The sequence below is a fragment of the Microbacterium sp. SLBN-154 genome (assembly GCF_006715565.1).
Lineage (GTDB): Bacteria > Actinomycetota > Actinomycetes > Actinomycetales > Microbacteriaceae > Microbacterium.
This window is the reverse complement of the sequence record NZ_VFNL01000001.1, coordinates 1,715,875-1,742,471: the sequence shown is the minus strand read 5'-3', so window position 1 is coordinate 1,742,471 and position 26,597 is coordinate 1,715,875. Positions and strand designations below refer to the sequence as shown.

Sequence of the window (26,597 nt, the reverse complement as noted above, 5' to 3'; positions counted from 1 at the left end):
AACGATTAGCCTGGTCTGCTGTGGATCTTCTTCCCGCGGTGCTCACCCTCACGGCGCTCCTGGCCCTGACCATCGGCGTCGGCTTGCTGCTGCGGTGGCGAGAGGGCCGTCCTCGGCACCACGTCCCCCACGAGATCGTCGACCCGCTGCGCCTGGGGGCGGACGGCCTGGGCGAACAGGCGACACTGCTGCAGTTCAGCACCGAGATGTGCGCTCGGTGCCCCCACGTGCACCGGATGCTGGCCGAGGTCGCCGATCGCCACGACGGCGTCCGGCACCTCGATGTGGATCTGACCCACCGTCCCGACATCGCGCAGCACTTCCACGTGCTGCAGACCCCGACCACCCTGATCCTCGATCGGAACGGGGCGATCCAGTCCCGCATCGGCGGGGTTCCGAGCCGGGATGTGCTCGACCTCGAGCTGGCTCGTCTGGCTGAGGATGCCGGGGGCCGGGCACGCACGGAGGAGACCGCGGATGTCTGAGACCTCCACCCCCGGGGGCATCGACGTCCGCGCCCCGCGGTTCGCCGCCGGCATCACCGCCGGGCTGCTGGCCGTCGCCTTCCTCCTGAGCCTCCTGAACGCCGACGCGGTGGGCTCGCCCGCGCGGTTCACCGACCCGGCCTTCCTCCTCACCGCGGTCATCGCACTGCTCTTCCTGTGGGGGGTCCTCTCCCCCGCGACCGCGCCGTGGGGCGTCCTCTTCCGTCGGTTGGTCGCACCCCGCCTTTCTCCGGTACGGGAGCGTGAGGATCCGCGTCCGCCCCGGTTCGCGCAGGGTGTCGGCCTTCTCGTCACCGGCGTGGGCCTCCTCCTCCACCTGGCGGGCGTCCCGTGGGCCCTCCCGATCGCCGTGGCCATGGCATTCGTCGCCGCGTTCCTGAACGCCGCGTTCGGGCTGTGCCTGGGCTGTCAGCTGTATCTGCTGCTCCAGCGCGGCGGCCTGATCGGGCGCCGACGCGCCGCCTGAGCGCACGCCCGTGCGAGCCGCACGCACACGCAAGAAACCTCGCGCAAGCGGTCGCCCACCCTGCGCCTCGCCGTTAGGCTGACCGCGGGACCAGGGGTCCCGATCGTCGACCGAGGAGGTTCCCATGACCATCACGAGCGAAGCCAGCACCGCCTGGAAGGGCGGACTCGCCGACGGATCGGGGGCGGTGACCCTCGTGTCATCGAACACCGGAACGTTCGACGTCAACTGGCGCGCCCGCAGCGAGGGCTCGACGTCGACCACGACGCCCGAGGAGCTCATCGCCGCCGCTCACTCGTCGTGTTTCAGCATGGCGCTCTCGCACGCCCTGGGCGAGAACGGCACCCCGCCGGAGTCGATCGACACGACCGCGTCGGTGACCTTCAAGCCGGGCACGGGCATTACCGGCAGTCATCTCAACGTCAACGCGGTGGTGCCGGGCCTGTCGGCCGAGGACTTCGAGCGCATCGCCGAGGAGGCCAAGGTCGGCTGCCCGGTCTCGCAGGCGCTCGCGGGCATCGAGATCACCCTCGAGGCCACGCTTGCCTGACACCCGTGACGCCGGCGCGGGCGGCGGTGCCAGCGCCGCCGCCCCGCGCCACGTCGTCATCTCCGGCGCATCGGGTCTCATCGGACACGCGCTCACCGAGCGTCTGCGCGCCGAGGGCGTCCGGGTGACCCATCTCGTCCGGCGCCCCCCGACGGGTCCCGACGAGGTGGAGTGGCTCACCTCTCCCGCCCCCCTCGACCCGGGCGTACTCGAGGGGGCAGACGCGGTGGTGGGCCTGAACGGAGCGAGCATCGCCCGCTTTCCGTGGACCCCGTCGTACCGCAGCACGCTGCTGTGGTCACGGGTCACGCCCACTCGCGCCCTCGCCCGCGCCCTGCGCGAGCTCGGCGACGGCGCCCCGGCCTTCCTCTCCGCGTCGGCGTCGGGCTACTACGGAAGCCGTCCCGGCGAGCGCATCACCGAGGCCACCGGCCGCGGCGAGAGCTTCTTGGCCGACATCTGCGGCGAATGGGAGGGGGCGGCCCGCTCCGCCGGCGAGCACACCCGGCTGGTGCTGCTGCGCACCACCGCGATCGTCGACCGCCGGGCGTTCCTGAAGCCGCTCATTCCCCTGACCAAGCTCGGCCTGAGCGGTCCGATCGGACGAGGAACCCAGGTGTGGCCCTGGATCTCGCTGGAGGACGAGATCGAGGCGATCCGCTTCCTCCTCACCGCCGACATCGACGGCCCCGTGAATCTTGCCGGGCCCTCCCGTGCCACGGCCAACGACATCGGATTCGCCCTCGCCCGGCGCCTGCGACGTCCCTTCGTCCTCCGTGCACCCGAGTGGGGTCTGAAGCTGCTCCTGGGCAAGGACGCCACCGAGGCGCTCCTCACCAACGACCAGGACATCGTCCCCGAGGTCCTTCAGCGGGCGGGATACACCTTCCGTCATCCCACCGTCGAGCAGGCGATCGACGCCGCCGTCTCCGAGGCGGAGTGACCCGTCGACCGTGACGGCGACGGCAGGACGGGCCGCTCAGCTCCCCGCGCGCCCCTGACGCTCGCGACGGATCGCCTCACGCACGGCCTGCCGTGCGCGGCGTCGGTCCCCGGCCGCGTCGTAGGCCAGCCCGAGCCGGTACCACGCCTGCCAGTCGGACGGGTTCTGCTCCACCGCGTCGCGGTAGGTCGGGAAGACCGCCTCCCCGTCCTCGCGGATCGGTCGCCCACTGGGTCTGATCGTCACGGACTCGACCGGCAACCCGCCCTCGGTCTCGAGGCGCCGGCCCAACCTCTCGGCGCCGATGCCGAAGGCGAGCTCTCGCCAGAGCGCCCAGGCGGCGATCACCGGCAGCAGGAGGAGTCCCGCTCCGAGCGCGATTCCGACGGGATCCCCGCTCGTCAGCAGGAGCCAGGCGCGCTGGGCGACCAGCGCGATGTAGAGCGCCAGGAGCACCGCCATCACGGCGACGCCGATCCGCGTCGTCATGCGCCGGTGACGCGCGCGACCTGACCGGGCACTCCGCGCTCCGCCACGTCGTGCGCGGCGTGCGGCCGCGGCACCCTGATGCCGATGTCGACGAAGCTGTCCAGGCCCACGAGAACGCCGCGCGCGTCGCGAGCGGCCTGAAGAGCCAGGCGGATGCCGGGGGCGTAGGCAGCGGCCGGGTCGACCGTGTCGTGGCTGACCGTCACCGACTCGCCGGGGCCCGAGAGGATGACCTCCTGCCGTGCGATCACGCCCGGCCGACGCAGGGAGTGGATGGGAACACTCGCAACCTGCTGCCCGCGGGCGCGCTGGTCGACGTGCGGGGATTCCACCGGCCCCACCTCGGTGCGCGCCGCCGCGATGAGCTCGGCCGTGCGCACGGCTGTGCCGCTGGGCGAATCCACCTTCGTCTCGCGGTGGGACTCGACGATCTCGATCGAAGGGAAGAAGGGTGCCGCCGCGGCGGCGAGGGCTGAGCCCAGAACCGAACCGAGTGAGAAGTTGGGGATGAACACCGCGCCGGTGCCCGCCTGATCGACCAGCGGTCGGATGAGCGCGATGCGCTCCGCCGACCACCCCGACGTACCCACGAGCACATTCATGCCGCGCTCGACGGCGGCCCGCACCACGTCGATCGACACCGCAGGCGTCGAGGCGTCGACGACCAGATCGGCGCCGTCGAGCTCTGCGAGATCCGAGCGCGAGGTCAGCCGGCCGACGATCTCGACGTCGGGTTCACCCTCGACGACCGCTTCGATGATGGAGCCGAGTCTGCCGGTGTGCCCCACGATGGCCACGCGCGTTGTCATGACTCAAGCCTAGGTGCGCCGGTCGTAGGCTCGGGGGATGGTCGAGCTCATCGCGACATCCGTCGACGACCCCGTCGCCCGGTCCCTCCTGACCGACTACTTCCGCACCCGGGCCGACACCTTCCCCGGCAACACCTACACCACCGTGTTTCCGGCGTCGGAGGTGTTCGAGCCGCCCCGCGGTGTGTTCGTGATCGTCACGGACGACGCCGGCACCGCCGTCGGCTGCGGCGGTGTCCGAGCGATCGACCCCGGGCCTCTCGGCCCGCGCTTCGAGGTCAAGCACCTCTACCTCGCGCCCGCGACCCGCGGGCGCGGGTGGGGGCGGATGCTGCTGGCCGACCTCGAACACCGCGCGGCCGCCTTCGGCGCGGCGGAGGTCGTTCTCGACACCCATCACACCCTGCGACCGGCCGCGCGTCTCTATGCCGCCGCGGGGTACGCCCCGATCGAGGCCTACAACGACAACCCGAACGCGACGGTCTGGCTGGGGAAGCCCCTCGCCTGAGGATCGCGCGTGCCCCACCTCCATCGGCGGGGGCGCCCGGCACTCAGACCGGGTACACCTCGGGAAGGCCGGTCCGCAGTTCGAAGGGCAGGTGCGCCATGTCGTTGTGCGACAGCACCGTCCACGGTCTGCCCTGCTTCTGGGCGAGCACCGTCAGCCCGCAGTGAGCCTGATTGAGCGTCATCCATCGCCACTCCGGCGTCTGAAGCACCTCGCGGACGAACCAGGCGATGACGGCGTTGTGGGTGATGAGGAGCTCATGCACCTCGCCGCTCTTGCGGGCCAGGAACTCGCTGACGGCGTCGGCCATCTGTGCGCGGCCCGCTTCGACCTCCGCCTCGGTCACTCCTCCGAAGAAGGGCTCGTACACCGCGGGAGTGTCCTCGCACAGGCCCGTGGGAACGCAGTCGAACAGCAGCGCCGAGGGCTCGGGAGACAGCGACGGCATCCGCTCCGAGACCGCACGCGCCGTCTGCGCGGCGCGCTCCAACGGCGAGTGCCAGACCGCGTCGAACGGCACACCCGAGAGTCGGTCGGCCAGGAGAGCGGCCTGGCGGCGCCCGCGCGGCGACAGCGGCCCGTCGACGAGTCCGTGCTCGGCGTCCAGATGTTCGCCGTGGCGCACGAGGTAGAGGTAGTGCGTCACGCTCGCTCACTTCGTCGGGGCTGGGCGCCGGACGGCGCTCTCCCAGCCTACGTCAGCGCATCGCGTTGCGGTCGATCGCGGCCGCGCGTCACCGCATCACTCGGCCGCGCGGGCGATCTCGGCGAGTTGGGCGCGACTGAGATGGACGCCGACACCCTGCACCAGCTCCTCGACGTGCTCGGGGGCGTAGGCGTTGACGACCGGCGCGGTCACCAGCCGCTGCGCCAGCAGCCACGCCACCGCGACCGCAGCATCGGGCAGACCGAGGTCTGCTCCCACCTCGTCGAGCGCTCGGAGCACCCGCGTGCCGCGCCGATTCAGGCTCGCCGCGAGCTGTGCACCCCGGGCCGACAGCCCACCGCGGGAGCGGCTGCGGTATCGACCGGCGAGGAAGCCGTGCTCCAGCGCGTGCGACGCGGTCACCGACATCCCCTGCGCGCTGGCGACGAGGCGGAGATCAGCGTCGAACTCGTGCCGTCTCAGGATGTTGAACGGGACGTCGAGCACCGTGATGCGCGGGTAGCCCGCGGACGAGAGGATGCGGGCCTCGACCAGTTGCGCCGCGGTATAGCCGACACCGCCCAGAGCGCGGATCTTGCCGGCCTCGGCGAGCCACTCGGCCGTGGCCAGCGTGTCTTCCAGAGCTGTCACGCTGTCGGCCGCGGCGTCGAGGGTGAGCACATCGATCCGATCGGTGCGCAGCCGACTGAGCGAGGCCTCGACGCTGCGGACGAGATCGACGGGTCCGAGACCGGGATTGTCGGGGTGTCCTCCGACCCGCACCATGAGCACGACCTCATCGCGCAGACCCCGGGAATGCACCCACTGGCCGACGATGTGCTCGCTGCGACCGCTGGAGTAGGTGTCGGCGGTGTGCACGGCGTTTCCGCCGAGCTCGGCGTAGGTGTCGAGGATGGCGTGACTGGATTCGAGATCGACGTTCCAGCCGAATTCGGCAGCACCGAGGATGAGGGGGAAGATCTGCGCGCCGGCGTCGCCGAGCGGGACGCGGACGCCGGCACCCACGCCCGGGCCCTGAACGGGAATCGGTGCGGACGGATGCAGCGCGGAAGCCGGCAGCTCTTTACGGCGCTGTCGTCGCGACGAGACAAGCTCGGTGCCCCGGTTCGACATACGCACCCCCTCACGACGTCCTGTCGCGTGACGCGCCCCCCGACGCGTACTTCGAGGGTAGGGGGTGCCTCCGACCCCGCCCGCCATTGCGGTGCCCTGTCGGTGAACTTCACGTAACGGTTTCATCACGAAAGATCCGGAAGACACGGATGCCCGCCCCTCATGACGAGGGACGGGCATCCGTCAGGGGTGTGTCGCTCAGGCGTCGGCGGTGACCGGTGCGGCCTCGGCCGCTTCGGTCTCCTCGAGCACCGGCTCGAGCGAGAGCTTCCCGCGGTCATCGACCTTGGTGATGCGCACCAGGAGCTTCTGACCGACGCCGAGCACGTCTTCGACGTTCTCGACGCGCTTGCCGCCGGCGAGCTTGCGGACCTCGCTGACGTGGAGCAGGCCGTCCTTGCCCGGGAGCAGCGAGATGAACGCGCCGAAGGTCGCGATCTTCACCACGGTGCCCAGGAACTGGTCACCGATCTCGGGGTTGGTCGGGTTCGCGATCGCATTGACCTGCGCGCGGGCGGCCTCGGCGGACGGCCCGTCGACGGCACCGATGTAGACGGTGCCGTCCTCCTCGATGGAGATGTCGGCGCCGGTCTCGTCCTGGATGGCGTTGATCGTCTTGCCCTTGGGGCCGATCAGCTCACCGATCTTGTCGACGGGGATCTGCACGCTGATGACGCGGGGCGCGGTGGGCGCCATCTCGTCGGGCGCGTCGATCGCCTGGTTCAGCACGTCGAGGATCGTCAGACGCGCATCGCGCGCCTGCTGCAGGGCAGCCGACAGCACCGACGACGGGATGCCGTCGAGCTTGGTGTCGAGCTGGATCGCGGTGACGAACTCACGGGTGCCGGCGACCTTGAAGTCCATGTCGCCGAGAGCGTCTTCGGCGCCGAGGATGTCGGTGAGCGCGGCATAGCGGGTCTGGCCGTCGACCACGTCCGAGACGAGGCCCATCGCGATGCCCGCGACCGGTGCGCGCAGCGGCACACCGGCGTTGAGCAGCGAGAGGGTCGACGCGCAGACCGAGCCCATCGAGGTCGATCCGTTGGAGCTCAGCGCCTCGGAGACCTGGCGGATGGCGTACGGGAACTCCTCGCGGGCCGGCAGCACCGGCACGAGCGCGCGCTCGGCGAGGAAGCCGTGCCCGATCTCGCGACGCTTGGGCGATCCGACGCGACCGGTCTCGCCGGTCGAGTAGGGCGGGAAGTTGTAGTGGTGCATGTACCGCTTGTGGGTGACCGGCGACAGCGAGTCGATCTGCTGCTCCATCTTCAGCATGTTCAGCGTCGTGACACCCAGGATTTGGGTCTCACCGCGCTGGAAAACCGCGGAGCCGTGCACGCGCGGAATGACCTGCACCTCGGCATCCAGGGGACGGATGTCGGCCAGGCCGCGTCCGTCGATGCGGACACCGTCGGTGAGGATCCGGCTGCGGACGATGAGCTTCGTGACCGACTTGTAGGCGGCGGAGAACTCGATCGTCGCGACGGCCGGGAGCTCCCCCGCCTCGACGGCGGCGATGAGCTCGCCGCGCACCCGCTCCTTCAGCGCGTCGTCGGCGCTCTGGCGCTCCTGCTTGTCGGCGACCTGGTAGATGCCCTTGAGCTCGTCGTACGCACGAGCGGCGACGAAGTCGTACGTCTCCTGCGAGTAGGGCAGGAACACCGGGTAGGGCTGGATCTCCTTGGCGGCGGTGCTGGCGAGCTTCGTCTGTGCGGCGACGAGCTCCTTGATGAAGGGCTTGGCGGCCTCGAGACCCTGCGCGACGATCTCCTCGCTGGGCTTGGTGGCACCGCCCTGGATCAGGTTCCACGAGTGCTCGGTGGCCTCGGCCTCGACCATCATGATGGCGACGTCGCCGTCATCGAGCACACGCCCGGCGACGACGAGGTCGAAGACGGCCTGCTCGAGCACACGGGTGTTCGGGAACGCCACCCACTGGTCGGGGTGCTCACCCTGGCCGGGGACGAGCGCGAGGCGCACGCCGGCGATGGGGCCCGAGAAGGGCAGACCCGAGATCTGCGTCGACGCCGACGCGGCGTTGATCGCGAGGGCGTCGTAGAACTCACCGGGTGCGATGGAGAGCACCGTGACGACGATCTGGACCTCGTTGCGCAGCCCCTCGACGAACGAGGGACGCAGGGGCCGGTCGATCAGACGGCAGACGAGGATCGCCTCGGTGGAGGGGCGACCTTCCCGGCGGAAGAACGAGCCGGGGATCTTGCCGGCGGCGTAGGAGCGCTCCTCGACGTCGACGGTCAACGGGAAGAAGTCGAACCCTTCCCGGGGGTGCTTGCCGGCGCTGGTGGCCGAGAGGAGCATCGTCTCCTCATCGAGGTACGCGGCGACGGCGCCCTGCGCCTGCTGCGCGAGTCGACCGGTCTCGAACCGGACGGTACGGGTGCCGAAGCGGCCGTTGTCGAGAACGGCTTCAGCGGCGGTGATTTCAGGACCTTCCAAGAGGTCTCTCCTTCTTTGTTTAGGCTCGCGCGCCGAGCGGCGCACGAGTGCATGCGAAGGAGCAGGAACAGGCAGATCTCAGCGCGCGGCAGAGCCGCGATTCTCGCCAGCGCTGGTCACCAGAAGAAGAGCACCCGGCGGGATGATCTTCATCGTCGCGACGGGGATTCCACCTCAGGGGACCAGCTTCCTGCCGGCCTGCTCCGGTGTGCTGTGCAGCACGGTGCTCGTATGGAATTGAGCGGATGCCCGGGGGCAACCCTCCCGATCCTATCAGCGTCGGGCGCCGCACACCCCTGGCGCGGCCCGACCGGACGTGCCTACGATGCCGACATGGAGACCCACGGCATCGGCGACTTCCGCGAGACCCACTCCGACGACGAGCGGCCCGTCCCTCTCGACGACGACGCCGACCTCGAGCTTCCGCCGCCCACGATCGATCCTCTCGAGCGGGTCGAAGACGACACCGACGACCTCATCGCCGAGGAGCGCGAGGCGGCGATCGAGAGCGGTCACCTGGAGCCCTGACTCTCCGAACACGCGACGAAGCCCCACCGGGCGACCGGTGGGGCTTCGCGTGTTGCGGGCGGACTCAGCGACCGACCAGGGCCCGGCGCTCCCGCTCCTGGGCTGAGGCCTGATCGATCACGGCCTCCTTTAGCTCTGCCACTCCGACGGCGTCGGGGGCGTCGGAGAGCCCGTCGTGGTCGTGTCCCGCGAGGGTGGACTCGTCGAAGGGCACCTCGCCCGCCAGGACGCGGCGGGCCTTGGCGGCGTCGAACTCCTTCGTCCACGCACCGATCAGCACGGTGGCGACGGCGTTGCCGGTGAAATTCGTCACCGCGCGACCCTCCGACATGAACCGGTCGATGCCGACGATGACGCCGACGCCGTTGACGAGGTCGGGGCGGTAGGCCTGGAGGCCGGCGGCGAGGGTCGCGAGCCCCGCTCCGGTCACGCCCGCAGCACCCTTGGAGGCGATGATCATGAAGACCAGGAGGCCGATCTGCTCGGCGATCGACATCGGGGCGCCCATGCCGGTGGCGATGAACAGGGAGGCCATGGTGAGGTAGATCGCAGTGCCGTCCAGGTTGAAGGAATAGCCGGTCGGGACCGTGATGCCGACCACGGGCTTGGAGACGCCGAGGTGCTCCATCTTGGCGATGAGGCGCGGCAGCGCCGACTCCGACGAGGAGGTGCCGACGATCAGGAGGTACTCGCGCCCGAGGTACTTCATCAGGCTGAAAAGGTTCACCCGCGTCACGACCCACAGGAGCGTTCCGAGGATGGCGATGATGAAGATCGCGCAGGTGATGTAGAAGGCGACCATGAGCGTGCCGAGCGCGATGATGGCGCCCACTCCCGTCGCTCCGACGACCGCCGCGATCGCGCCGAAGGCGCCGATCGGTGCGAGCCAGAGGATCATGCCGAGGATCCGGAAGACCAGCGCCTGCAGGTTCTTCACTGCGGACATGATCGGCGCCGCCTTCTCGCCCATCTGCTGGAGCGCGAAACCGACCAGGAGCGCGATGAACAGCACCTGGAGGACGTTCTCACCGGTGAACGCGGAGAAGAACGTCGTCGGGATGATGCCGAGGATGAACTCCTCGGTGGTCTTCGCCTCGGCGGTGGACTCATAGCTGGCGCCGGCCATGTCCAGACCCGCGCCGGGGTGGATGAGGTTTCCGACGACGAGACCGATCGCCAGGGCGAAGGTAGACATCACCATGAAGTACACAAGCGCGAGGCCGCCGATCTTGCCGACGGTCGCCGCCTTGGCGATGGCGCCGACCCCCACCACGATCGTGCAGAAGATGATCGGGGCGATCATCATCTTGATCAGCGACACGAACGCCGCGCCCAGGGGCTTGAGCGCCATGCCGAATTCGGGCCAGACGAGCCCCACGATCGCGCCGAGGACGACGGCGGAGATGACGGAGACGTAAAGCCACGTGTGCTTGTCCCATGCCTGCTTGCCGCGGCGGGCGGAGAACCGCGGGAGAAGGAACGTCGTCGTGCGTGGTGAGAGAGCCATCATCGCCTCCAGGGAACGGTCGTTGTCCACATCGACGCGAATCGTCCGCGTCCTGAGTCAGCGTCCCCCCGTCGGGTCGCGCGGTCGATTTGTGGTCGTATTGGTCGCCGCGCGAGCAACGGACAGACGTGGAATCGGGGGCAGGATGGACGCACACGGCGATCGATGAGGAGTGCCATGGCCCGGCTGCCAGCCCCGGCGAGCGCGGCGTCACGCGTGTTCGCGACGGTCGCGGCGTCGGTCGTGGCGATCGTGCTCATCCTCGTCGGAGTCCTCGTCGTGGACGCGCAGGGATCGGAGCGCTCGGAGGCCGAGGAGGTCACCCGCACCGTGGCTGCGACCCTCGCCGCACTCCCCGAGGTCGAGACCGCCGTCGGCGACGCCGCCGCGACCTCCTCCCTGCAACCGGTGGCCGAGCGCGTCACCAGGGAGTCCGAGCTCGACTTCGTCGTGATCATGACGCCCGACGGCACTCGGGTCACCCACCCGGATCCGGCCGAGATCGGCCGCGCCTACCTCGGCACCATCCCCGCGGAGCCGGCGACGCTGACCGAGGAGTTCGTCGGCACGCTCGGACCGTCGGTGCGCACGATCGCGCCGATCCTCTCCGACGGACGCCTGGTGGGCTGGGTCGCGGTCGGACTCACCCTCGGGAGCATCTCCGCGGAGATCCTGTCCCGACTGCCGTTCGTGGCCGGCATCGCGCTGCTGCTGCTGGCTGCCGGGCTCGTCGGAGCCGTCATCGCCCGGCGTCAGCTGCGACGGGTCGCAGGCGACCTCCCGGCCGGAACGATCCGCGACGCGGTGGCGTCGTACGAATCGGTGCGCACCCTCGGCGAGGCACTGCGCGCCCAGACCCATGAGCACGGCAACCGCATGCACACCGCGGTGTCGCTGCTCGAGCTCGGCCGCACCCAGGAGGCGGTGGAGATCCTCACCGAGACCTCGCGGCAGAGCCAGTCGCTCGTCGACCAGGTCACCGCCCGCCGCGACGGCGACCCCACCGTCGGGGCGCTCCTGCTGGGCAAGGCCGCCCAGGCGCGCGAGCGCAACGTCGCGTGGGACGCCCGGATCGCGCCCGACGCCCCGCGCAGCACGCTGACCCCGATCGACGCCGTGTCGGTGGTCGGCAACCTCATCGACAACGCCGTCGACGCCGCGGCCACCGGGCCCTCGCCCCGCTGGGTGCGCGTCGAGTTCGACCCCGTGCCCGGCGGTTCGCTGCGGATCCGGGTCGCCGACAGCGGAGCCGGCATCGATCCGGCCGACCGCGAGCGCATCTTCGCGCACGGCTTCTCCACCAAACCCGCCGGCGCCGAGGGCCGAGGCGTGGGCCTCGCGCTGGTGCGCGCCATCGTGGACGGCGCGGGCGGCAGCATCCGCATCACCGACGACCCGACGACGTTCGACGTCGTCCTGCCGGCGAGGCCGCGATGATCGGCGTCCTGCTGGTGGACGACGACCCGCTGACCATCGACGTGCACCGACGTCACCTGGAGCGGATCGACGGGTTCGAGGTCATCGGCGAGTGCCATGACGCGAGATCGGCGGTGTCGGCGATCCTCGACGCGGCTCCGGGCGTCATCGATCTCGTGCTCCTGGATGTCACGATGCCCGACGGCACCGGGGTCGATGTGCTGCGGCACGTGCGCGCCCGCGGCGTCGCGGTCGATGTGATCGCCGTCACGGGCGTCCGCGACGCCGACATCGTGCGGCAGATGGTCGCTCTCGGGGTCGCCCAGTACCTGGTGAAGCCCTTCACCTTCGCCATGCTCGCCGAGCGCCTCCGGCAGTACCTCGATTTCCGGCGAAGGGCATCGGATGCTGCCGGAACGGCCACGCAGGAGGAGATCGACGGGCTTCTGGGGGCCCTCCGGCCCCCGGCGATGACCGTCCTGCCCAAGGGGCTGTCGGCGGAGAGCCTCGAACGGGTCGCGCGGGCCGTGCGCCACGACGGTCCGCTCTCGGCGGTGGAAGCCGCCGAGCAGACGGGTTTGTCGCGTGTGTCGGCTCGTCGGTACCTGGAGCACCTCGCCGAAGCCGGACGCGTCGAGCGGCTCCCCCGCTACCACGGGCGGGGGCGGCCCGAGTCGGAGTACCGCTGGCGCAGCTGATCAGAAGCGTCCGATCAGGCGCGCTTGCGCGGTCCCCCCACCTCCGACCTGCACATAGTCGGCGTGTTTGGCGCTGAGCCCGTCACCGGCGGTCTTCCCGCGCAGCCTCCGCCAGACCCACGGCAGCGCATCGCGACGAAGCCAACTGCCGACGGCGGGCGGTTCGTCGTCGGCGTGGAGCGCCTCGTCGAGCCGCCCGAGGGCCTCGGCATCGGGGACCCCGAGTGCCTCGGCGGCCCGGTAGGCGAGGAAACGATGTCCGCGGGAGCGCAGGTGCACCCTGTCGTCGGCCCAGAAGCCGACCTCGCCGATCGCGGGATGGGCATCGAGGTCGAGGAGCACCGCCCCGGTCTCCGACGCCACGCGTCGCAGCTGGTCGGCGTAGCGGGCGAAACGCCGGGAGAACAGTCGCGCACCCGGGCGCCGCGGAAGGAACGGGGTCACCAGGAGGACGTCGATGTCCTTCTCACGCAGGCGGCGCACCGCGTCGGCGACATCGTCGGCGAGAGCGGCCGGATCGGTGCGGGAGCCGACCAGGTCGTTCGCGCCGATGAGGATCGACACCAGGTCGGGCTTCATCGCCAGCGCGCGCGGCACCTGCTCGGCGGTGACATCGCGGACCCGGCGGCTGCGGACGGCCAGGTTGGCATACTGCAGCGGGGTGGTCTCCTCCGCTCCCCGGGAGCGGGCCAGAAGCTCGGCGAGGCGGTCGGCCCACCCTCGGAACTCTCCGGACGGCATGCGCGAGGAGTCGCAGAGGCCTTCGGTCAGCGAATCCCCCAGGGCGACGAATCGGGTCCAGCGGGGCGCCGCGATCACGGGCGCCGGAGCGGCGGCGAGACGACCGACCCCCCGGACGAACTGGGCATCGTCGATCGGGCGCAGCCTGCGGGCCTCCTCGTAGTGCTCGAGAAGCTGGTCGCACACGGCAGCCCAGCTGCGCGCGCGCACCGCGTCCGCCGCGGCGGCGGCGAAGGCCGACCGCTTGGCCTCGTCGCCGAGGAGGTCGGCCACGCGGACGCGGAGGTCGTCGAGATCACCGGGCCGGTACAGCCAACCGTCCACGCTCGAGCGCACGAGGTCGACCGGGCCACCGGTGCCGGTGGCGACGACGGGCACGCCGCTGGCGAGAGCCTCCTGGATCGTCTGGCCGAAGGTCTCGCTCTCGCCGGGATGGACGAACACGTCGAAGCTCGCCAGCGCCCTGGCGAGGGCGGCGCCCCGGAGGTGCCCGGTGAAGACGGCGTCGGGCAGCATTGCCTCCAGCGCGGGCCGAGACGGACCGTCGCCGACGATGACGAGGGTGGTGTCCGGCAGGTCGCGGAGTGCGCGGAGATCGACCACCTGCTTCTCGGGCGCGAGCCGACCGACGTAGCCGACGATGCGCCGACCCGGCGCGATCCGGGCACGCCAGTGGTCGTTCCGCTGCGCCGGGTGGAACAGCTCGGTGTCGACGCCCCTCCCCCACCGACGCACGCGATCCACCCCGAGGTCGCCGAGCTGGGCCATCGACGCCGTCGACGGGGCGAGGGTCAATGTCGCACGTCGGTGCAGCCGGGCGACGTGGGAACGGACCAGAGCCGTGGCCCGCGGCATCCCGTATTTCTCGGCGTAGGCGACCACATCGGTCTGGTAGACCGCCACGGTCGGCACCCGCAGGGCATCGGCGGCGACCACACCCTGCCACCCCAGCACGAAGGGCGAGGCGAGATGCACCACATCGGGGCGGAATGCCCGAAGGATGCCGGCGAGGCGGGCGGCGCGCGCGAAGACCACCCGCACCTCGGGATAGGACGGCAGCGGCACCGAGCGCAGCAGCCGAGCGTCGGCGCCCTGCAGACCCGCGACCACTGCGTCATCGGGGGCGCCCCCGGCCCGCGGGGCGATGACGAGGATCTCGTGCCCGGCCTCCGACAGATGACGGAGGACCTGCAGCACGGAACCGGTGACCCCGTTCATATGGGGAAGGAAGGACTCGGCGATGACCGCGACTCTCACGCATCCACCATCGCGCGGACGGTCGTTCCGGGGGATGCCGCGCCGCACCCTGTCGTCGAGAATTCACCGTCCGCACGGCGGTGCGTCACCGGTCGTCCTCCGTTCGGTCGCCGTTCACCGGCCGCTGGTACCCACGAAAATGTGATCGACGATCTGCTGGCCGGCATCTCGGAGAACCCATGGTCGCTCGTGGTGATGGCGGCGCTGGTCCTCGGCGACGCTTTCCTCGTGGTCATCCCCGGCGAGGTCGCTGTGACCGCACTCGGGGCCTTGGCGGTGGTCCACGGTGCCCCGCCGCTCCTCGCGGTCATCGCAGTGGCGGCGATTGCCGCGCTCGCCGGCGACGCCCTCTGCTACCTCATCGGGCGCACCATCGGCCTCGAGCGATGGCGGTGGATGCGCGGTCGGCGCGTCCGCGGGGCGCTGCACGCGGTCGGGGAACGCCTTCGTCGCCGGACGGCGGTGGTGCTCTTCACCGCCCGTTTCGTGCCGTTCGCCCGCCTCGCGGTGAATCTGACCGCCGGAGCCTCCCGTGTGCCTGCGCCCCGGTACCTCGTGGTGGCGGGCCTCGCCGCCCTCGGCTGGGCCGTCTACCAGTCTCTCGTCGGTGCCATCGTGGCAGCCGTCGTCCCCGGGGGGCCGGTGGTGGCGGTCGTGGTGTCGGTGGTGGTCGCGCTCCTTCTCGGCCTCGTCATCGACCGGCTCTTCGCGCGTCGGGCACTCCCGACAGATCGGTGAGAGGCAGACGTCACGCCAGCGCGAGCGTGTGCTGCGCGGCATCCGTCAGTGCCCGGCCGTAGTGGCGACCGTGCCCCGCGGCGTGAACGGCCAGCGGATGGAGCTGGTGGAGGGGGAGGCGGTCGCGCCACCCGGGCGCGAGGCGGCGACGTTCTTCGTAGCCGGCGATGATCTCGTCGAAGAACGGGCAGCCGAAGAGGTCGAGCATCGCCAGATCGGTCTCACGGTGTCCGCCGTGGGCTGCCGGGTCGATGAGGACGACGCCGCCCGGAGTCCACAGCACGTTGCCGTGCCACAGGTCGCCGTGCAGCCGCGCCGGCGCGTCGTCGTCGTCGAACACGCCCGCCGCGATCGCCGCGCACGCCTCGCGGACGATGTCGGCCTCGGCCTCGGTGACCGAGCCCGCGGCCAGCGCCAGCGGCAGGAACGGCAGAACCCGGTCACGCGCGTAGAACGTCCCCCACGATTCCTCGGCAGCCGCGGGCTGCGGCCGTACCCCGATGAAGAGCGCGATGATTCCCGGGGGTGGCGACCCGAAGGCGGGAGCCCCGGCGTCGTGGGTGATTGCGAGTGCCGCGCCGAAGGCTCTCGCCGTGGCACGATCGGGATCCACGGTCTCGAGACGCTCGAGTTCGATGGCCTCCGCCGCCACGTTCACGACGCGGGCGGTGCGTACACCGCCCGCATCGGCGAGCCACGCCAGGCCCGCGGCCTCAGCGGCGAAGAAGCCGTCCGGAGCGCCGTGGCGCTCCTTGCGGAAGATCGACCGCCCGTCCGGGCTCACTCTCCCGCGAGCCCGCCGAGCAGGTGCCCGAAGGAGCGCCCCTCTCCGAGGAAATTCGCGGGATCGAAGGGATCCGACGCGGAGGCCGCGGGCCGGGCGGCGACCGCGGCGGCGAACTCCTGCGCGGCGCGGTCGATGCGCTCCCCGAGCGGCGAGACCTGATCGCCGGCACCGCCCCAGTCGCTGGATGCGGCGAAGACCCCGGTGGGAACGGGTGCGGCGTGGAGGTAGGTGAACAGCGGCCGGATGGCGTAGTCGATCGCGAGCGAATGCCGCGCGGTGCCGGCGTTCGCCCCGAGGAGCACCGGCTTCCCGGTGAGCGCATCGGGGTCGAGCACATCGATGAACGACTTGAACAGACCCGAGTAACTGGTGGAGAAGATCGGCGTCACGGCGATGAGTCCGTCGGCCGAGGCGACGGCGTTGATCATCGTCTCCAGCTTCGGGGGTGCGAAGCCGGTGAGGAGGTTGTCGGTGATGGCGTGGGCGTGGTCGCGGAGTTCGAAGACGTCGGTGACCGCCTCGTCGCCCGCTCCGCCGAGTTCGCGCACCGCGGCCGTCGCGAGGCGATCGGCCAGGAGGCGTGTGGAGGAGGGACTGGACAGACCGGCGGAGATCACGGCGATGCGGCGGGAAGTCATCTCACTCCCCCGTCCGGGAGGCGCCGGCTGCGGCGGGCTGGCGGTAGGGGCTCGGTCCGCCGGCGAGGTTGTCGCCGCGGTTCGCGTGGGGAACCGCCTGCGGCGCCGGGGCCCCGGCGTAGGCCGCGGCGACGCGTGCGGCATGAGTGGGCGCGTCGGGGACGTTCGCCGGGCGGCCGGCGGCCAGCTCGCGCCGGAGCGCCGGAACCACCTCGCCGCCGAGGATGTCGAGCTGCTCGAGCACCGTCTTCAGCGGCAGGCCGGCGTGGTCGATGAGGAAGAGCTGACGCTGATAATCGCCGTAGTGCTCGCGCATCCCCGCGTAGCGGTCGATGATCTGCTGCGGTGAGCCGACGGTGAGGGGCGTCATCTCGCTGAAGTCCTCCAGGCTCGGTCCGTGACCGTAGACCGGGGCGTTGTCGAAGTACGGGCGGAACTCCTTGACGGCGTCTTGGGAATTCTTCGCCATGAACACCTGGCCGCCCAGACCCACGATCGCCTGCTCGGGGGCGCCGTGGCCGTAGTGGGCGAAGCGCTGACGGTACAGCGAGATGAGGCGCTGGTAGTGCTCCTTCGGCCAGAAGATGTTGTTGGCGAAGAAGCCGTCACCGTAGTAGGCGGCTTGCTCGGCGATCTCGGGGGTGCGGATCGACCCGTGCCAGACGAACGGAGCCACGCCGTCGAGAGGTCGCGGGGTCGAGGTGAAGCCCTGCAGGGGAGTCCGGAAGCGCCCCTCCCAGTCCACGACGTCCTCGCGCCAGAGCTTGTGGAGGAGGGCGTAGTTCTCGATCGCCAGGGGCAGGCCCTGACGGATGTCCTTGCCGAACCACGGATAGACCGGGCCCGTGTTCCCGCGGCCGAGGGTCAGGTCGACCCGCCCCTGGGCCACGTGCTGCAGCATCGCGTAGTCCTCGGCGATCTTCACGGGGTCGTTCGTGGTGATCAGCGTGGTCGCCGTGGAGAGGATGAGCCGTTCGGTCTGGGCGGCGATGTAGGCCAGCGTCGTGGTCGGCGACGATGACCAGAACGGAGGATTGTGGTGCTCGCCGAGGGCGAAGACGTCCAGCCCGACCTCCTCGGCGTGGCGGGCGATCGCGATGGTCGCCTGGATGCGCTCGGATTCGCTCGGGGTGCGCCCGGTCGTCGGATCCTCGGTGATGTCGCTCACCGTGAAGATGCCGAACTGCATTCCCGACCAGGTGGAGGTGTTCACGTCTCTTCTCCGCTCTCTCGCCGCGCGCGGTCATCCGCTCCCGTTGAGTACATGCAATTGAATGTATCTGCTACAACGCCGGCCGTCCCAGGCTATTCCCGACACATCCGGGGTCACCGAGCCGCGCGGGACCGGGGCCGGTTCGCGGGCCGGGGAGGGCTAGTCTGATCTCGTCCCGGGGAGGTGACCATGTCCGGCAACAGCGCGCCACCCACGGCAGCCACCCCGACGACCGGTACGACGCGCACGAAGCGTCGCACGCCCTTCTTCGACAATGCGCGATTCGTCTGCATCGTCCTGGTCGTCCTCGGGCACGCGATTCAGCGACTCACCTACGACTCCGACATCGCCCTGTCGATGTACCTGCTCATCTACGCCTTCCACATGCCGGCGTTCGCGCTGATCTCGGGGTACTTCTCGAAGTCGGATGCGCCGGGGAAGCGCCAGATGGCGCGCGTGCTCACCGACATCGTCGTGCCCTACGTGATCTTCGAGGGCCTCTGGGTCCTCACGAAGTGGATCGTGGAAGGTCAGGCCGACCCGAACCTCACCCGCCCGTCCTGGACGCTGTGGTTCCTCCTCGCGCTCGGCATCTTCCGCCTCGTGCTCCCCTACCTCGCACTCCTGAAGTGGCCGCTGGCGTGGACCGTCCTGATCTCGATCGGCGCGGGATATCTGCCGAACATCGACTCCACCTTCTCCCTGTCCCGCACGCTCGGACTCCTGCCGTTCTTCACCCTCGGTTGGTGGCTCCGCGAGCGCCGGATCATCGAACGGCTGCAGCTGCTGGACCGTCGACCCTGGTGGACCTTCCCCGCCGCCGTCGCGAGCTTCGCCGTGGCCGGTTGGGCGGCGTGGTTCTTCGTCGACGAGTGGAAGCAGATGAACCTCGCGACATGGTTCTTCTACGACGACTCCTACGCCGACCTGGGCGGAACCCAGTGGTGGGCGGGGGGCGTGCGGATCGCTCTGATGGTGGTCGCCCTGGTCCTCTCCACAGCCCTATTCATCCTCGTTCCCCGCGGACAGAAGTGGTGGACCCACTTCGGGCAGTACACCATGTACGTCTATCTGCTCCACTCCTTCGTGCTCTACCCGTTCCGCGAGTCGGGGGTGCTCCGCGGCCTCGAGCCGACCTGGCTGTGGCTGCCGCTGGTGTGCCTGCTGTCGGTCGGCATCGCGCTGGGACTTGCCACGAAGCCGGTGCGGCGGATCTTCCGCCCCCTGATCGAACCGCGACCTCGCTGGCTCTTCGCCGATCCCTCGCTCGCGGCGTCGGAGGGACGACGGTCCGACCCCACCGGGTCGCGCCGACCACCGGAGCCGCCGCGGGCAGGCCCCGTCGCCCCGCCGCACGATGCTCGCGGGCCGCTCTGAACGCTCCGGGGCGGTGCGGCTGTCACAGTGTGACGACGTCGGCGTAATACGGCGCGAGGCACCTGTTCCGTCGACGTAGCCTGTCGCCATGACCGACCTGTCGCTGCCGATCCTCGACCTCTCCCGTCTCGACGCCGGACCCGACGAAGCCGCCGCCTTCCGCGACGAGCTCCGCGAGGCCACTCACCGCGTCGGCTTCTTCTACCTCACCGGCACAGGGGTCGGTCCTGAGCTCGAGGACCGTCTGCACACCGCGGCGCGGGCGTTCTTCGATCTGCCCGAGGCCGACAAGCTGGCGATCGAGAATCTCAACAGCCCGCACTTCCGCGGCTACACCCGCATCGGCGGCGAGCGCACGCAGGGCAAGGTCGACTGGCGTGAGCAGATCGACATCGGACCCGAGCGGGAACCCGTCACCGATCCGGATGCGGCGGCCTTCCACCGGCTGACGGGACCCAACCTCTGGCCGGCGGCGCAGCCGGAGCTGCGCGAGGTCGTCACCGAGTGGCACGACAAGCTCACCGAGATCTCCCGCGTGCTGCTCCAGCAGTGGGCACTGGCTCTCGGCGCCGAGGCCGACCACTTCGAACGGCACTTCGGCGAACCGGCGAGCCTGATCAAGATCGTGCGTTACCCCGGCACCACCGAGCCGGAGCCGCAGCAGGGCGTGGGCGCGCATAAGGACTCCGGCGTGCTGACGCTGCTGTGGGTCGAGCCCGGCAAGGGCGGCCTGCAGGTGGAGCGCGAGGGCGAATGGGTGGACGCTCCGGCTGTGCCGGGGGCCTTCGTGGTGAACATCGGCGAGATGATGGAGTACGCCACGCAGGGCTACCTCGTCGCCACCAATCACCGGGTGATCTCGCCGCGCTTCCCCGACGACCGCATCTCGGTGCCCTTCTTCTTCAACCCCGCCCTGGACGCCGCGCTGCCGCTCGTCGAGCTGCCCGCGGAACTGGCCGCTCAGGCCAAGGGCGTCACCGAAGACCCCTCGAACCCGATCCACTCGCTGTTCGGCGAGAACGCGCTGAAGTCGCGGCTGCGGGCGCATCCCGATGTCGCCGAGCGGTGGCACGCCGACCTGCTCGAAGCCCGCTCCTCCTCCTGACCCACCCTCTCGCGCCTGTGGCCGCGAGAATGCATCTGCGCGCCGAGAATCCGGGGTCACCCCGCACTCTCGGCGCGCAGTCGCACTCTCGGGTCTGCGATCAGTGGGTCAGCATGTGCTCCGCCAGCCGGCGGCGACGCCGCAGGTAGGTGATCGCGCCGACCGCGATGAGCAGGAGGGCTGCGAGGGAGAGACCACCGATCCCCGCAAGGCCCGTGTTGGCCAGGCCGTCGCCGCCTCCGGCGCCGGCGACGGCGCCCGCTGCGGGCGTCTCGGTGGCATCCGGTGTCGGCTCCGCCGTGGGCTCTTCACTCGGCTCATCCGACGGTTCACCGGTGGGCTCACCCGTCGGCTCACCGGTCGGCTCGGGCGTGGGCTCCTCGGTCGGCTCGGGCTCGGCGCCGCCGGGGGTCGGATCGACCGACGCGGCCAGGGCCGAGGAGTCGAACGAGGGCGCGCCGAGGGTCGCGAACCATTCGCGGGCGACGGAGACGTCCTCGGTGAACGTCCGGCTGAGCAGCAGAAGCAGACGTGCCTTCTGCGGCAGCAGATCGCCCCCGGGGATGATGTTGCCCGTACCGCTGTCCACGGTGCCGCTGCCGGTGCGCGTGGTGCTGACGAACCAGACTCCCTGGTTGTTGACCGCCGCGGTGCGGGCCTGCCCTGCGGCCGACGCGATGCCGCCCGCCCCGGTCCCCGCGGTGACGATGCCCTTCACGCCCGCCGCCGCGAAGGCGCTGATCGCCTCTCCACCGGCCTGCTGATAGTTGTAGAAGATCTCGACACGGGGAAGGTCCGCCGCTGAGACGGTCTCGAGGTCGAACGGGGTGAACCACTCCTCGCTGGCGCAGTCCAGCACCCGGGCGGGGGCCCGGTTGACGATCACGGACGATCCGTCGATCCACCCCAGAACACCGGACATCCGCGTGACGAAGGTGTCGTTGCGAGTGGAGTTGCCCTTGGTGACGTCCCGGGCGGCGTGGATCTCGTCGTTGAGCATCAGGACGGTGCCGAAGCAGAACGTGGCCTGGCTGGCGGCGAGTCGGATCGCCTGGAGGAGGTTGGCCGGACCGTCGGCCCCGAGCACCATCGACTCACTCGCCGTCGCGCCGGCGGCCCACGGCCGCATCGCACCGGTGATCACGACGGGCTTCTTGTTCTGCACCGTCAGATCGAGCCAGTACGCGAACTCCTCCATCGTGTCCGTTCCCGTGGTGACGACCACCGCGTCGGCGTCGGCGAGCGCGCCCTGCACCGTCAGGCTCAGCTCGCGGTACTGCGGGATGGTGTAGCCGCCGGACCCGGAGTTGCCGAACTGCACGACCTCCACGTCGGCGAATGCCGAGACTTCCGGCTGGATGACGCCGAGGAGGTCGGCCATCGGATACGTGCCGGCCCGGTAGTCGGTGTAGGTGTCGCGGCCATCGGCACGACCTGCGATCGTTCCCCCGGTCGCCACGACGACGACCTTGGGCTTGTCGCCGGCCGTCACGGCGCGGGCGGGGGTGGGTGCGGCGGTCGCGATGACCGCTCCGGAGGCGGCGAGCACGCCTGCGACGGCGAGCGCGAGGACGCGCCGCCAGCGGGATGCTGCGGGGGAGGCGAGGGTGGTCAACGAAGCGTTCCTTCCAGGGGACCTGACGGCACCACGACGACATCGCCGCGACGTCGGAGGGCAGGCTCACGCCCAGCCCGGGAAGGCGCATCCGGGACGGCGTGGGGGACGCAGGAGCGATGAGGGGTGGAGCCGTGCCGGAGGGGGTGTCCGGTGCTTCACAGCCTATTCAGGCGAATGTCAGGGATGTTTCCGAGAACGAACGACCCGATGACACGTCGTGCGCAGGACCGCCACGCACAAAAGAAGAGAGCCGCCCGACACCTCGGGCGGCTCTCACAAGAACGTTTTGCGCGATTGAACGCGGGACGCGATTAGCGGCGCAGCCCCAGGCGCTCGATCAGCGAGCGGTAGCGCGCGATGTCGATGTCCTGGAGGTAGCCGAGCAGACGGCGGCGCTGACCGACGAGCAGGAACAGCCCACGACGCGAGTGGTGGTCGTGCTTGTGCTCCTTGAGGTGCTCGGTGAGGTCCTTGATGCGCTGCGTCAGCATCGCGACCTGCACCTCGGGGGATCCGGTGTCACCGGGGTGCGTCGCGTACTCTTCGATGATCGCCTTCTTGACGTCTGCTTCGAGTGCCATAGATGGGATCCCCTTTCTCCTCATTGCGCGGTGCCCGACGCCTGATGCGTGAGCTCTCTTTATCCGCGGCCGATCCAACGGCAACTGCACGAGTCTACCAGTCCTCCCCCGCCGTGACGACGCGTAGCCGAACGGTCGGCTACCGGCGGAAAACGGACGATGCGCTCGGCCGCGCTGTCTCGGCGCCGACGCGCGCCGTAGGGTCGCGACATGACCACCGATGAGCTCGCGACCGAGTCCGCGAAGATCTCGCGACTGCCGGGGATGATCGTGCTGCAGTTCACTCTCGCCGGGGTCGTGTGGGGTTCGAGCTTCCTCTTCATGAAAGTCGCCCTCGAAGGCGTCGGGCCGGGTCAGGTCGCGTGGGCACGCCTGGTCCTCGGCGCGCTCGCGCTCGGAGTCCTCGTCGCGGTCCGACGCGAGCGGCTGCCTCGTTCGCTCCGGATCTGGGGACACATGACGGTCCTGGCGCTGACGTTCTGCGTCATCCCGTTCCTGCTGTTCTCGTGGGCGCAGCAGCACGTCACGTCGGGGCTCGCCAGCATCTACAACGCCACGACACCCATCATGACGGCGATCATGGCGGGACTCCTCCTGCGCGTCGAGCGACTCAACCGCGAGCAGGTCACCGGGATCGCGGTGGGCATCGTGGGCGTGGTCGTCATCATCGGACCCTGGCAGGGCCTGGATCTCTCGCAGAGCGTCGTGGCGCAGCTGGCGATCCTCGGGGCGACCGCGTGCTACGGATTCAGCCTCGCCTACATGCGGCGATTCGTCGCCCACACCGGGATGTCGGCGCTGACGTTCTCGTTCCTCAACATCGGCATCGCCGCGGTGATCATGATCGTGCTGACACCGGCGATCGCGTGGGCTCCGGTGCAGCTGACGCCGGCGATCGTGCTGAGTCTGATCCTCCTCGGCGCCTTCGGGACGGGCCTGGCGTACATCTGGAACCAGAACGTCGTCCGGGCCTGGGGCCCGACGCGCGCGTCGACGGTGACCTACATCACCCCCGTCATCGGCGTCGCCCTCGGCATCCTCATCCTCGGGGAGCGTCTGAGCTGGAACGAGCCGGTAGGCGCGCTCGTCGTGTTCGCGGGCATCCTCCTCGCGCAGGGCCGCGTGCGCCTGGTCGGCGCGCGGAACCGGCTCAGCCGACGGCGATGAGATCGATCACGAAGATGAGGGTCTTCCCGCCCAGGAAGTGTCCGCCACCCTCGCCGTAGGCCAGTCGCGGGGGGATGACGAGCTCGCGCCGTCCGCCGACCCGCATGCCGGGGATGCCGTCCTGCCACCCCTGGATGAGACCGCGAAGCGGGAACTGGATGCTCTCGCCCCGGTTCCACGACGAGTCGAATTCCTCACCGGAGTCGAACTCGACACCGACGTAGTGGACGGTCACCTGGTCGCCGGGGCGGGCCTCCGCGCCCTCCCCCACGATCAGATCGCGGATCTCCAGCTCACTGGGGGCGGGTCCGGCGGGGGCGTCGATCTCGGGCTTGGTGCGGTCATCCGTCATGGCTCCATCCAAGCCGAGGCGCCGCTCCCGGTCAACGCGACCGGCGTGGCGGACGGGGTCTTGACAGCCGCAGGCGCGGCTCGGCATCCTGATGGCAGGCCGACTCAGCGCCCGGTAGACACGCAGGCATCGCCGCGGCACCGGGCGCTGAGTTCTGTCCGGGCCGCCGCCGGCCTCCCCCGATCAGGGGGCGAACAGCGCGGCGCGCGCGGCGCTGACCCGCGCGAGGAGGACGTGCTCGTCCTCGGCGGCACGTGGGTCGCGCCCGGTGATCGAACGCTGACGGGCGGCTGCGAGCGCGGTGGCGTCGTGGATGAAGCCCTTCATCGTCGCCGTGCGATCGCCCCGAAGCCCCGCCGCCCACGCCAGTGCGGCGCGGCGACCCGCACCGGTGGCGAGCATGTCGACCTCCTGGGAGGTGAACCATCCCGCCGTGGCGTAATCGGACAGTCGTTCCCGGGTGAGGCGGGCCTCCTCCCGACGGAGCCCCAGGATTCCCACGATGAAGAGGATGAACAGTGGCACCTGGAGGGTCAGGTAGAGGCCGAAGAAGTCTCCGAAGACCGCCGAACCGTTCCAGAACGCATGAAGCAGGATGGCGCCGGCGAGCCCCATGAGGAAGGGACCCATCGCGTCGCGCACCCGGCCGCTCCGGCGGGCCGCGAGGCCCAGGGCGAACCCGATGACGCTGGTGAACATCACGTGCGCGAACGGGGACAGGATGCCGCGGAGGAAGAAGATCTGCGAGACGTCGGCGACGCCCCCCTCGATGAACCCGATGCCGAAGTACTGGATGTTCTCGGTGAAGGCGAATCCCGCACCGACGAGCGCGCCATAGACGATGCCGTCGACAGGGCCGTCGAAGGCCCGGCGGGCGGTGAGGAAGATCAGGAGCACCCCGAGGCCCTTGGCGACCTCCTCGACGACCGGCGCCTGGACCACCGTCGACAGCACGTCGCCGAGCGGCGTCGAGCCGAACCCGAACACCAGGCCCAGCAGCAGGTCGACGCCCAGGGCGATCCCGACCGATGCGATCGCGCCCCAAGCGACCGCGAGCACCATGAGGCCGCGGGGCTCGGGCTCCCACCGGTCGATCAGCCGGATGGCGAACAGGACGCCCACGAGCGGGATCAGTGCCGCGGCCCCGCCGATGAGGGACGCCGCGGGTCCGAGGGCGTTGAGGAAGTAGCCGACGAGCGCGATGAGGATCAGCGCCAGCAGCGCGGCAATCCACAGCGGCGCGGTGCGCCCGGTGCGGGGCAGGGCCGCGCCGGTGGTGGGGATCGGCACCGGTTCGGGTGAGACCCGCGCCTGTGGGATCGAGGCCCCGTAGGCGACCTGCGGCTGAGCCAAGACCGAGGGGAATGCCGGGGGAAGGAGCGAGGGGCGTCCGCCCCCGGGACCGGCCGAGTTCGTCATGGCGAACAGCCTATGCGGGCGCGCACCGCGCCGAGGGGAGCCCGCCCGTTTGCGTATACCGTGGAAGGATGCGCTTCGCCCACGTGACCTCGTCGGACCACGCGCGGCCCCGCCTCGTGCTCGTCCCCCGCGATGACGAGGCCGTCTTCGTCGAAGAGCTCTTCGCCGGGGCGCCCGCCACACTCCAGGCACTGATCGAGGGTGGCGACGACCTGCTGTCGGCGGTCGCGGAGGCCACGGACGACGCGCCGCGGCATCCTCTCACCGCCTTCGGATTCGCCTCGGCCGTCCTCCGTCCCCCGGCCATCCTCGCCGTGGGCCTGAACTACGCCGCCCACTCGGGTGAGCTGGGGCTGAAGACGGATGCGACGCCGACGGTGTTCGTGCTGTGGCCGAACTCGCTCACCGGTCACGAGGCCACCACATCATGGCCCCGGAGCCTCAGCGAATCGGTCGACTACGAGGCCGAGCTCGGCGTGATCATCGGTCGGCCCGCGAAGGACGTGCCCGTCGAAGACGCCCTCGATCACGTGTGGGGCTACACGGTCGTCAACGACATCACCGCCCGCGACATCCAGTTCTCCGAGGCGCAGTGGTCGCGCTGCAAGTCGTTCGACGGCTTCACCCCGACCGGCCCGTTCGTCGTGACCGCCGATGAGGTGCCCGACCCTCAGGACCTCCACATCTGGACCGTGCTGGACGGTCGGATCCTGCAGGACGCGTCGACGGGGCAGATGGTGCGGTCGGTGGCGACCCTCATCACCTCGCTGTCGCAGTCGGCGACCCTGTTGCCGGGCACCCTGATCTCCACCGGCAGCCCGGGTGGTGCGGGGTATTCCCGCGACCCCCAGGTCTTCCTCCGCGACCGCTCGACGGTGACCGTCGGGATCGACGGCATCGGCGAGCTCACGACGCACTGCCGGATCCTCGATTAACGCCGAAGCGCC

General features: G+C 70.4%; 27 protein-coding genes. 13 read left to right on the top strand and 14 right to left on the bottom strand.

Going from position 1 to position 26,597, the window contains the following annotated elements; translation table 11 throughout:
* Positions 1–20: 20 nt before the first annotated feature.
* The 4 genes from FBY40_RS08450 (at position 21) to FBY40_RS08435 (ending at position 2,465) form a co-directional block, all read left to right on the top strand.
* On the top strand, positions 21–485 hold the full coding sequence (locus FBY40_RS08450) for a TlpA family protein disulfide reductase (protein ID WP_141937963.1): 465 nt from the start codon (positions 21–23) through the stop codon (positions 483–485).
* Positions 478–972: a DUF4395 domain-containing protein gene (locus FBY40_RS08445; protein ID WP_141937961.1), complete on the top strand. Its 495-nt coding sequence runs from the start codon at positions 478–480 to the stop codon at positions 970–972. The genes FBY40_RS08450 and FBY40_RS08445 overlap by 8 nt, the downstream gene beginning before the upstream one ends.
* 124 nt (positions 973–1,096) lie before the next feature.
* A complete protein-coding gene (locus FBY40_RS08440; RefSeq protein WP_141937959.1) occupies positions 1,097–1,522 on the top strand; it encodes an OsmC family peroxiredoxin in 426 nt (141 codons plus the stop codon).
* Positions 1,515–2,465 (top strand): TIGR01777 family oxidoreductase, encoded by a 951-nt coding sequence (locus FBY40_RS08435; RefSeq protein ID WP_141937957.1) that lies wholly within the window; start codon positions 1,515–1,517, stop codon positions 2,463–2,465. The genes FBY40_RS08440 and FBY40_RS08435 overlap by 8 nt, the downstream gene beginning before the upstream one ends.
* 36 nt (positions 2,466–2,501) lie before the next feature.
* On the opposite strand, the gene FBY40_RS08430 is transcribed toward FBY40_RS08435, so the two are convergent.
* Positions 2,502–2,954 carry a tetratricopeptide repeat protein gene (locus FBY40_RS08430; RefSeq protein ID WP_141937955.1) on the bottom strand — a complete coding sequence of 151 codons (453 nt, stop codon included), beginning with the start codon at positions 2,952–2,954 and terminating at the stop codon, positions 2,502–2,504.
* The gene (dapB, locus tag FBY40_RS08425; protein ID WP_141937953.1) at positions 2,951–3,763 is read right to left on the bottom strand and encodes a 4-hydroxy-tetrahydrodipicolinate reductase; all 813 of its coding nucleotides are present in this window, start codon (positions 3,761–3,763) and stop codon (positions 2,951–2,953) included. The genes FBY40_RS08430 and dapB overlap by 4 nt, the downstream gene beginning before the upstream one ends.
* A 37-nt stretch (positions 3,764–3,800) precedes the next feature.
* Between dapB and FBY40_RS08420 the strand changes: the two genes are divergently transcribed.
* A complete protein-coding gene (locus FBY40_RS08420; protein WP_141937952.1) occupies positions 3,801–4,271 on the top strand; it encodes a GNAT family N-acetyltransferase in 471 nt (156 codons plus the stop codon).
* Positions 4,272–4,314: 43 nt separating this feature from the next.
* On the opposite strand, the gene FBY40_RS08415 is transcribed toward FBY40_RS08420, so the two are convergent.
* The 3 genes from FBY40_RS08415 to FBY40_RS08405 all read right to left on the bottom strand — a co-directional run bounded on the left by FBY40_RS08415 (position 4,315) and on the right by FBY40_RS08405 (position 8,508).
* Positions 4,315–4,917, bottom strand: coding sequence for a histidine phosphatase family protein (locus FBY40_RS08415; RefSeq protein ID WP_141937950.1), 603 nt, complete (start codon positions 4,915–4,917; stop codon positions 4,315–4,317).
* 96 nt (positions 4,918–5,013) lie between these two features.
* A complete protein-coding gene (locus FBY40_RS08410) occupies positions 5,014–6,051 on the bottom strand; it encodes an aldo/keto reductase (protein ID WP_141937949.1) in 1,038 nt (345 codons plus the stop codon).
* 198 nt (positions 6,052–6,249) lie between these two features.
* Entirely contained in the window at positions 6,250–8,508 is a 2,259-nt protein-coding gene (locus FBY40_RS08405; RefSeq protein ID WP_141937947.1) for a polyribonucleotide nucleotidyltransferase, read from the bottom strand.
* Positions 8,509–8,841: 333 nt separating this feature from the next.
* Here FBY40_RS08405 and FBY40_RS08400 point away from each other — a divergent pair, with 333 nt between their 5' ends.
* Complete coding sequence (locus FBY40_RS08400) at positions 8,842–9,036, top strand: hypothetical protein (RefSeq protein WP_235014709.1); 195 nt, start codon at positions 8,842–8,844, stop codon at positions 9,034–9,036.
* Between the two features lie 64 nt (positions 9,037–9,100).
* Here FBY40_RS08400 and FBY40_RS08395 read toward each other — a convergent pair whose 3' ends face one another.
* Positions 9,101–10,543, bottom strand: coding sequence for a cation:dicarboxylate symporter family transporter (locus tag FBY40_RS08395; protein WP_141937946.1), 1,443 nt, complete (start codon positions 10,541–10,543; stop codon positions 9,101–9,103).
* 177 nt (positions 10,544–10,720) lie between these two features.
* Between FBY40_RS08395 and FBY40_RS08390 the strand changes: the two genes are divergently transcribed.
* A complete protein-coding gene (locus FBY40_RS08390) occupies positions 10,721–11,980 on the top strand; it encodes a sensor histidine kinase (RefSeq protein ID WP_141937944.1) in 1,260 nt (419 codons plus the stop codon).
* Positions 11,977–12,657: a response regulator gene (locus FBY40_RS08385; RefSeq protein WP_141937943.1), complete on the top strand. Its 681-nt coding sequence runs from the start codon at positions 11,977–11,979 to the stop codon at positions 12,655–12,657. Before FBY40_RS08390 ends, FBY40_RS08385 begins: the two co-directional genes overlap by 4 nt.
* Here the strand turns inward: FBY40_RS08385 and FBY40_RS08380 are convergent, their stop codons facing one another.
* Positions 12,658–14,655: a glycosyltransferase gene (locus FBY40_RS08380; protein ID WP_141937941.1), complete on the bottom strand. Its 1,998-nt coding sequence runs from the start codon at positions 14,653–14,655 to the stop codon at positions 12,658–12,660.
* Between the two features lie 141 nt (positions 14,656–14,796).
* On the opposite strand from FBY40_RS08380, the gene FBY40_RS08375 reads away from it, so the two are divergent.
* Positions 14,797–15,393 carry a DedA family protein gene (locus FBY40_RS08375; protein WP_141937940.1) on the top strand — a complete coding sequence of 199 codons (597 nt, stop codon included), beginning with the start codon at positions 14,797–14,799 and terminating at the stop codon, positions 15,391–15,393.
* Between the two features lie 10 nt (positions 15,394–15,403).
* Here FBY40_RS08375 and FBY40_RS08370 read toward each other — a convergent pair whose 3' ends face one another.
* From FBY40_RS08370 to FBY40_RS08360, 3 genes are read right to left on the bottom strand one after another with little or no spacing between them, the layout of a single operon-like run.
* Positions 15,404–16,177: a fructosamine kinase family protein gene (locus FBY40_RS08370; protein WP_141937939.1), complete on the bottom strand. Its 774-nt coding sequence runs from the start codon at positions 16,175–16,177 to the stop codon at positions 15,404–15,406.
* Positions 16,174–16,818 carry an FMN reductase gene (locus FBY40_RS08365; protein ID WP_141937937.1) on the bottom strand — a complete coding sequence of 215 codons (645 nt, stop codon included), beginning with the start codon at positions 16,816–16,818 and terminating at the stop codon, positions 16,174–16,176. The genes FBY40_RS08370 and FBY40_RS08365 overlap by 4 nt, the downstream gene beginning before the upstream one ends.
* Before the next feature lies 1 nt (position 16,819).
* On the bottom strand, positions 16,820–18,007 hold the full coding sequence (locus tag FBY40_RS08360; RefSeq protein WP_141940095.1) for an LLM class flavin-dependent oxidoreductase: 1,188 nt from the start codon (positions 18,005–18,007) through the stop codon (positions 16,820–16,822).
* Positions 18,008–18,220: 213 nt separating this feature from the next.
* Between FBY40_RS08360 and FBY40_RS08355 the strand changes: the two genes are divergently transcribed.
* Both FBY40_RS08355 and FBY40_RS08350 read left to right on the top strand, forming a co-directional pair.
* Positions 18,221–19,408: an acyltransferase family protein gene (locus FBY40_RS08355; protein WP_141937936.1), complete on the top strand. Its 1,188-nt coding sequence runs from the start codon at positions 18,221–18,223 to the stop codon at positions 19,406–19,408.
* 88 nt (positions 19,409–19,496) lie between these two features.
* Complete coding sequence (locus tag FBY40_RS08350; RefSeq protein WP_141937934.1) at positions 19,497–20,513, top strand: isopenicillin N synthase family dioxygenase; 1,017 nt, start codon at positions 19,497–19,499, stop codon at positions 20,511–20,513.
* A 100-nt stretch (positions 20,514–20,613) separates the two neighbouring features.
* Here FBY40_RS08350 and FBY40_RS08345 read toward each other — a convergent pair whose 3' ends face one another.
* On the bottom strand, positions 20,614–22,128 hold the full coding sequence (locus FBY40_RS08345; RefSeq protein WP_160141380.1) for an asparaginase: 1,515 nt from the start codon (positions 22,126–22,128) through the stop codon (positions 20,614–20,616).
* 314 nt (positions 22,129–22,442) lie between these two features.
* Positions 22,443–22,712 carry a 30S ribosomal protein S15 gene (gene rpsO / locus FBY40_RS08340; protein WP_017830938.1) on the bottom strand — a complete coding sequence of 90 codons (270 nt, stop codon included), beginning with the start codon at positions 22,710–22,712 and terminating at the stop codon, positions 22,443–22,445.
* Positions 22,713–22,922: 210 nt separating this feature from the next.
* Between rpsO and FBY40_RS08335 the strand changes: the two genes are divergently transcribed.
* Positions 22,923–23,879 (top strand): DMT family transporter, encoded by a 957-nt coding sequence (locus FBY40_RS08335; RefSeq protein ID WP_235014707.1) that lies wholly within the window; start codon positions 22,923–22,925, stop codon positions 23,877–23,879.
* Here FBY40_RS08335 and FBY40_RS08330 read toward each other — a convergent pair.
* Together FBY40_RS08330 and FBY40_RS08325 are read right to left on the bottom strand one after the other, a co-directional pair.
* Positions 23,863–24,231, bottom strand: coding sequence for an FKBP-type peptidyl-prolyl cis-trans isomerase (locus FBY40_RS08330; RefSeq protein WP_141937933.1), 369 nt, complete (start codon positions 24,229–24,231; stop codon positions 23,863–23,865). The two genes, FBY40_RS08335 and FBY40_RS08330, sit on opposite strands and share 17 nt — an antisense overlap.
* A 183-nt stretch (positions 24,232–24,414) precedes the next feature.
* Positions 24,415–25,650, bottom strand: coding sequence for a PrsW family intramembrane metalloprotease (locus FBY40_RS08325; RefSeq protein ID WP_141937932.1), 1,236 nt, complete (start codon positions 25,648–25,650; stop codon positions 24,415–24,417).
* A 68-nt stretch (positions 25,651–25,718) separates the two neighbouring features.
* Between FBY40_RS08325 and FBY40_RS08320 the strand changes: the two genes are divergently transcribed.
* A complete protein-coding gene (locus tag FBY40_RS08320) occupies positions 25,719–26,585 on the top strand; it encodes a fumarylacetoacetate hydrolase family protein (RefSeq protein ID WP_141937930.1) in 867 nt (288 codons plus the stop codon).
* Positions 26,586–26,597: the final 12 nt, after the last annotated feature.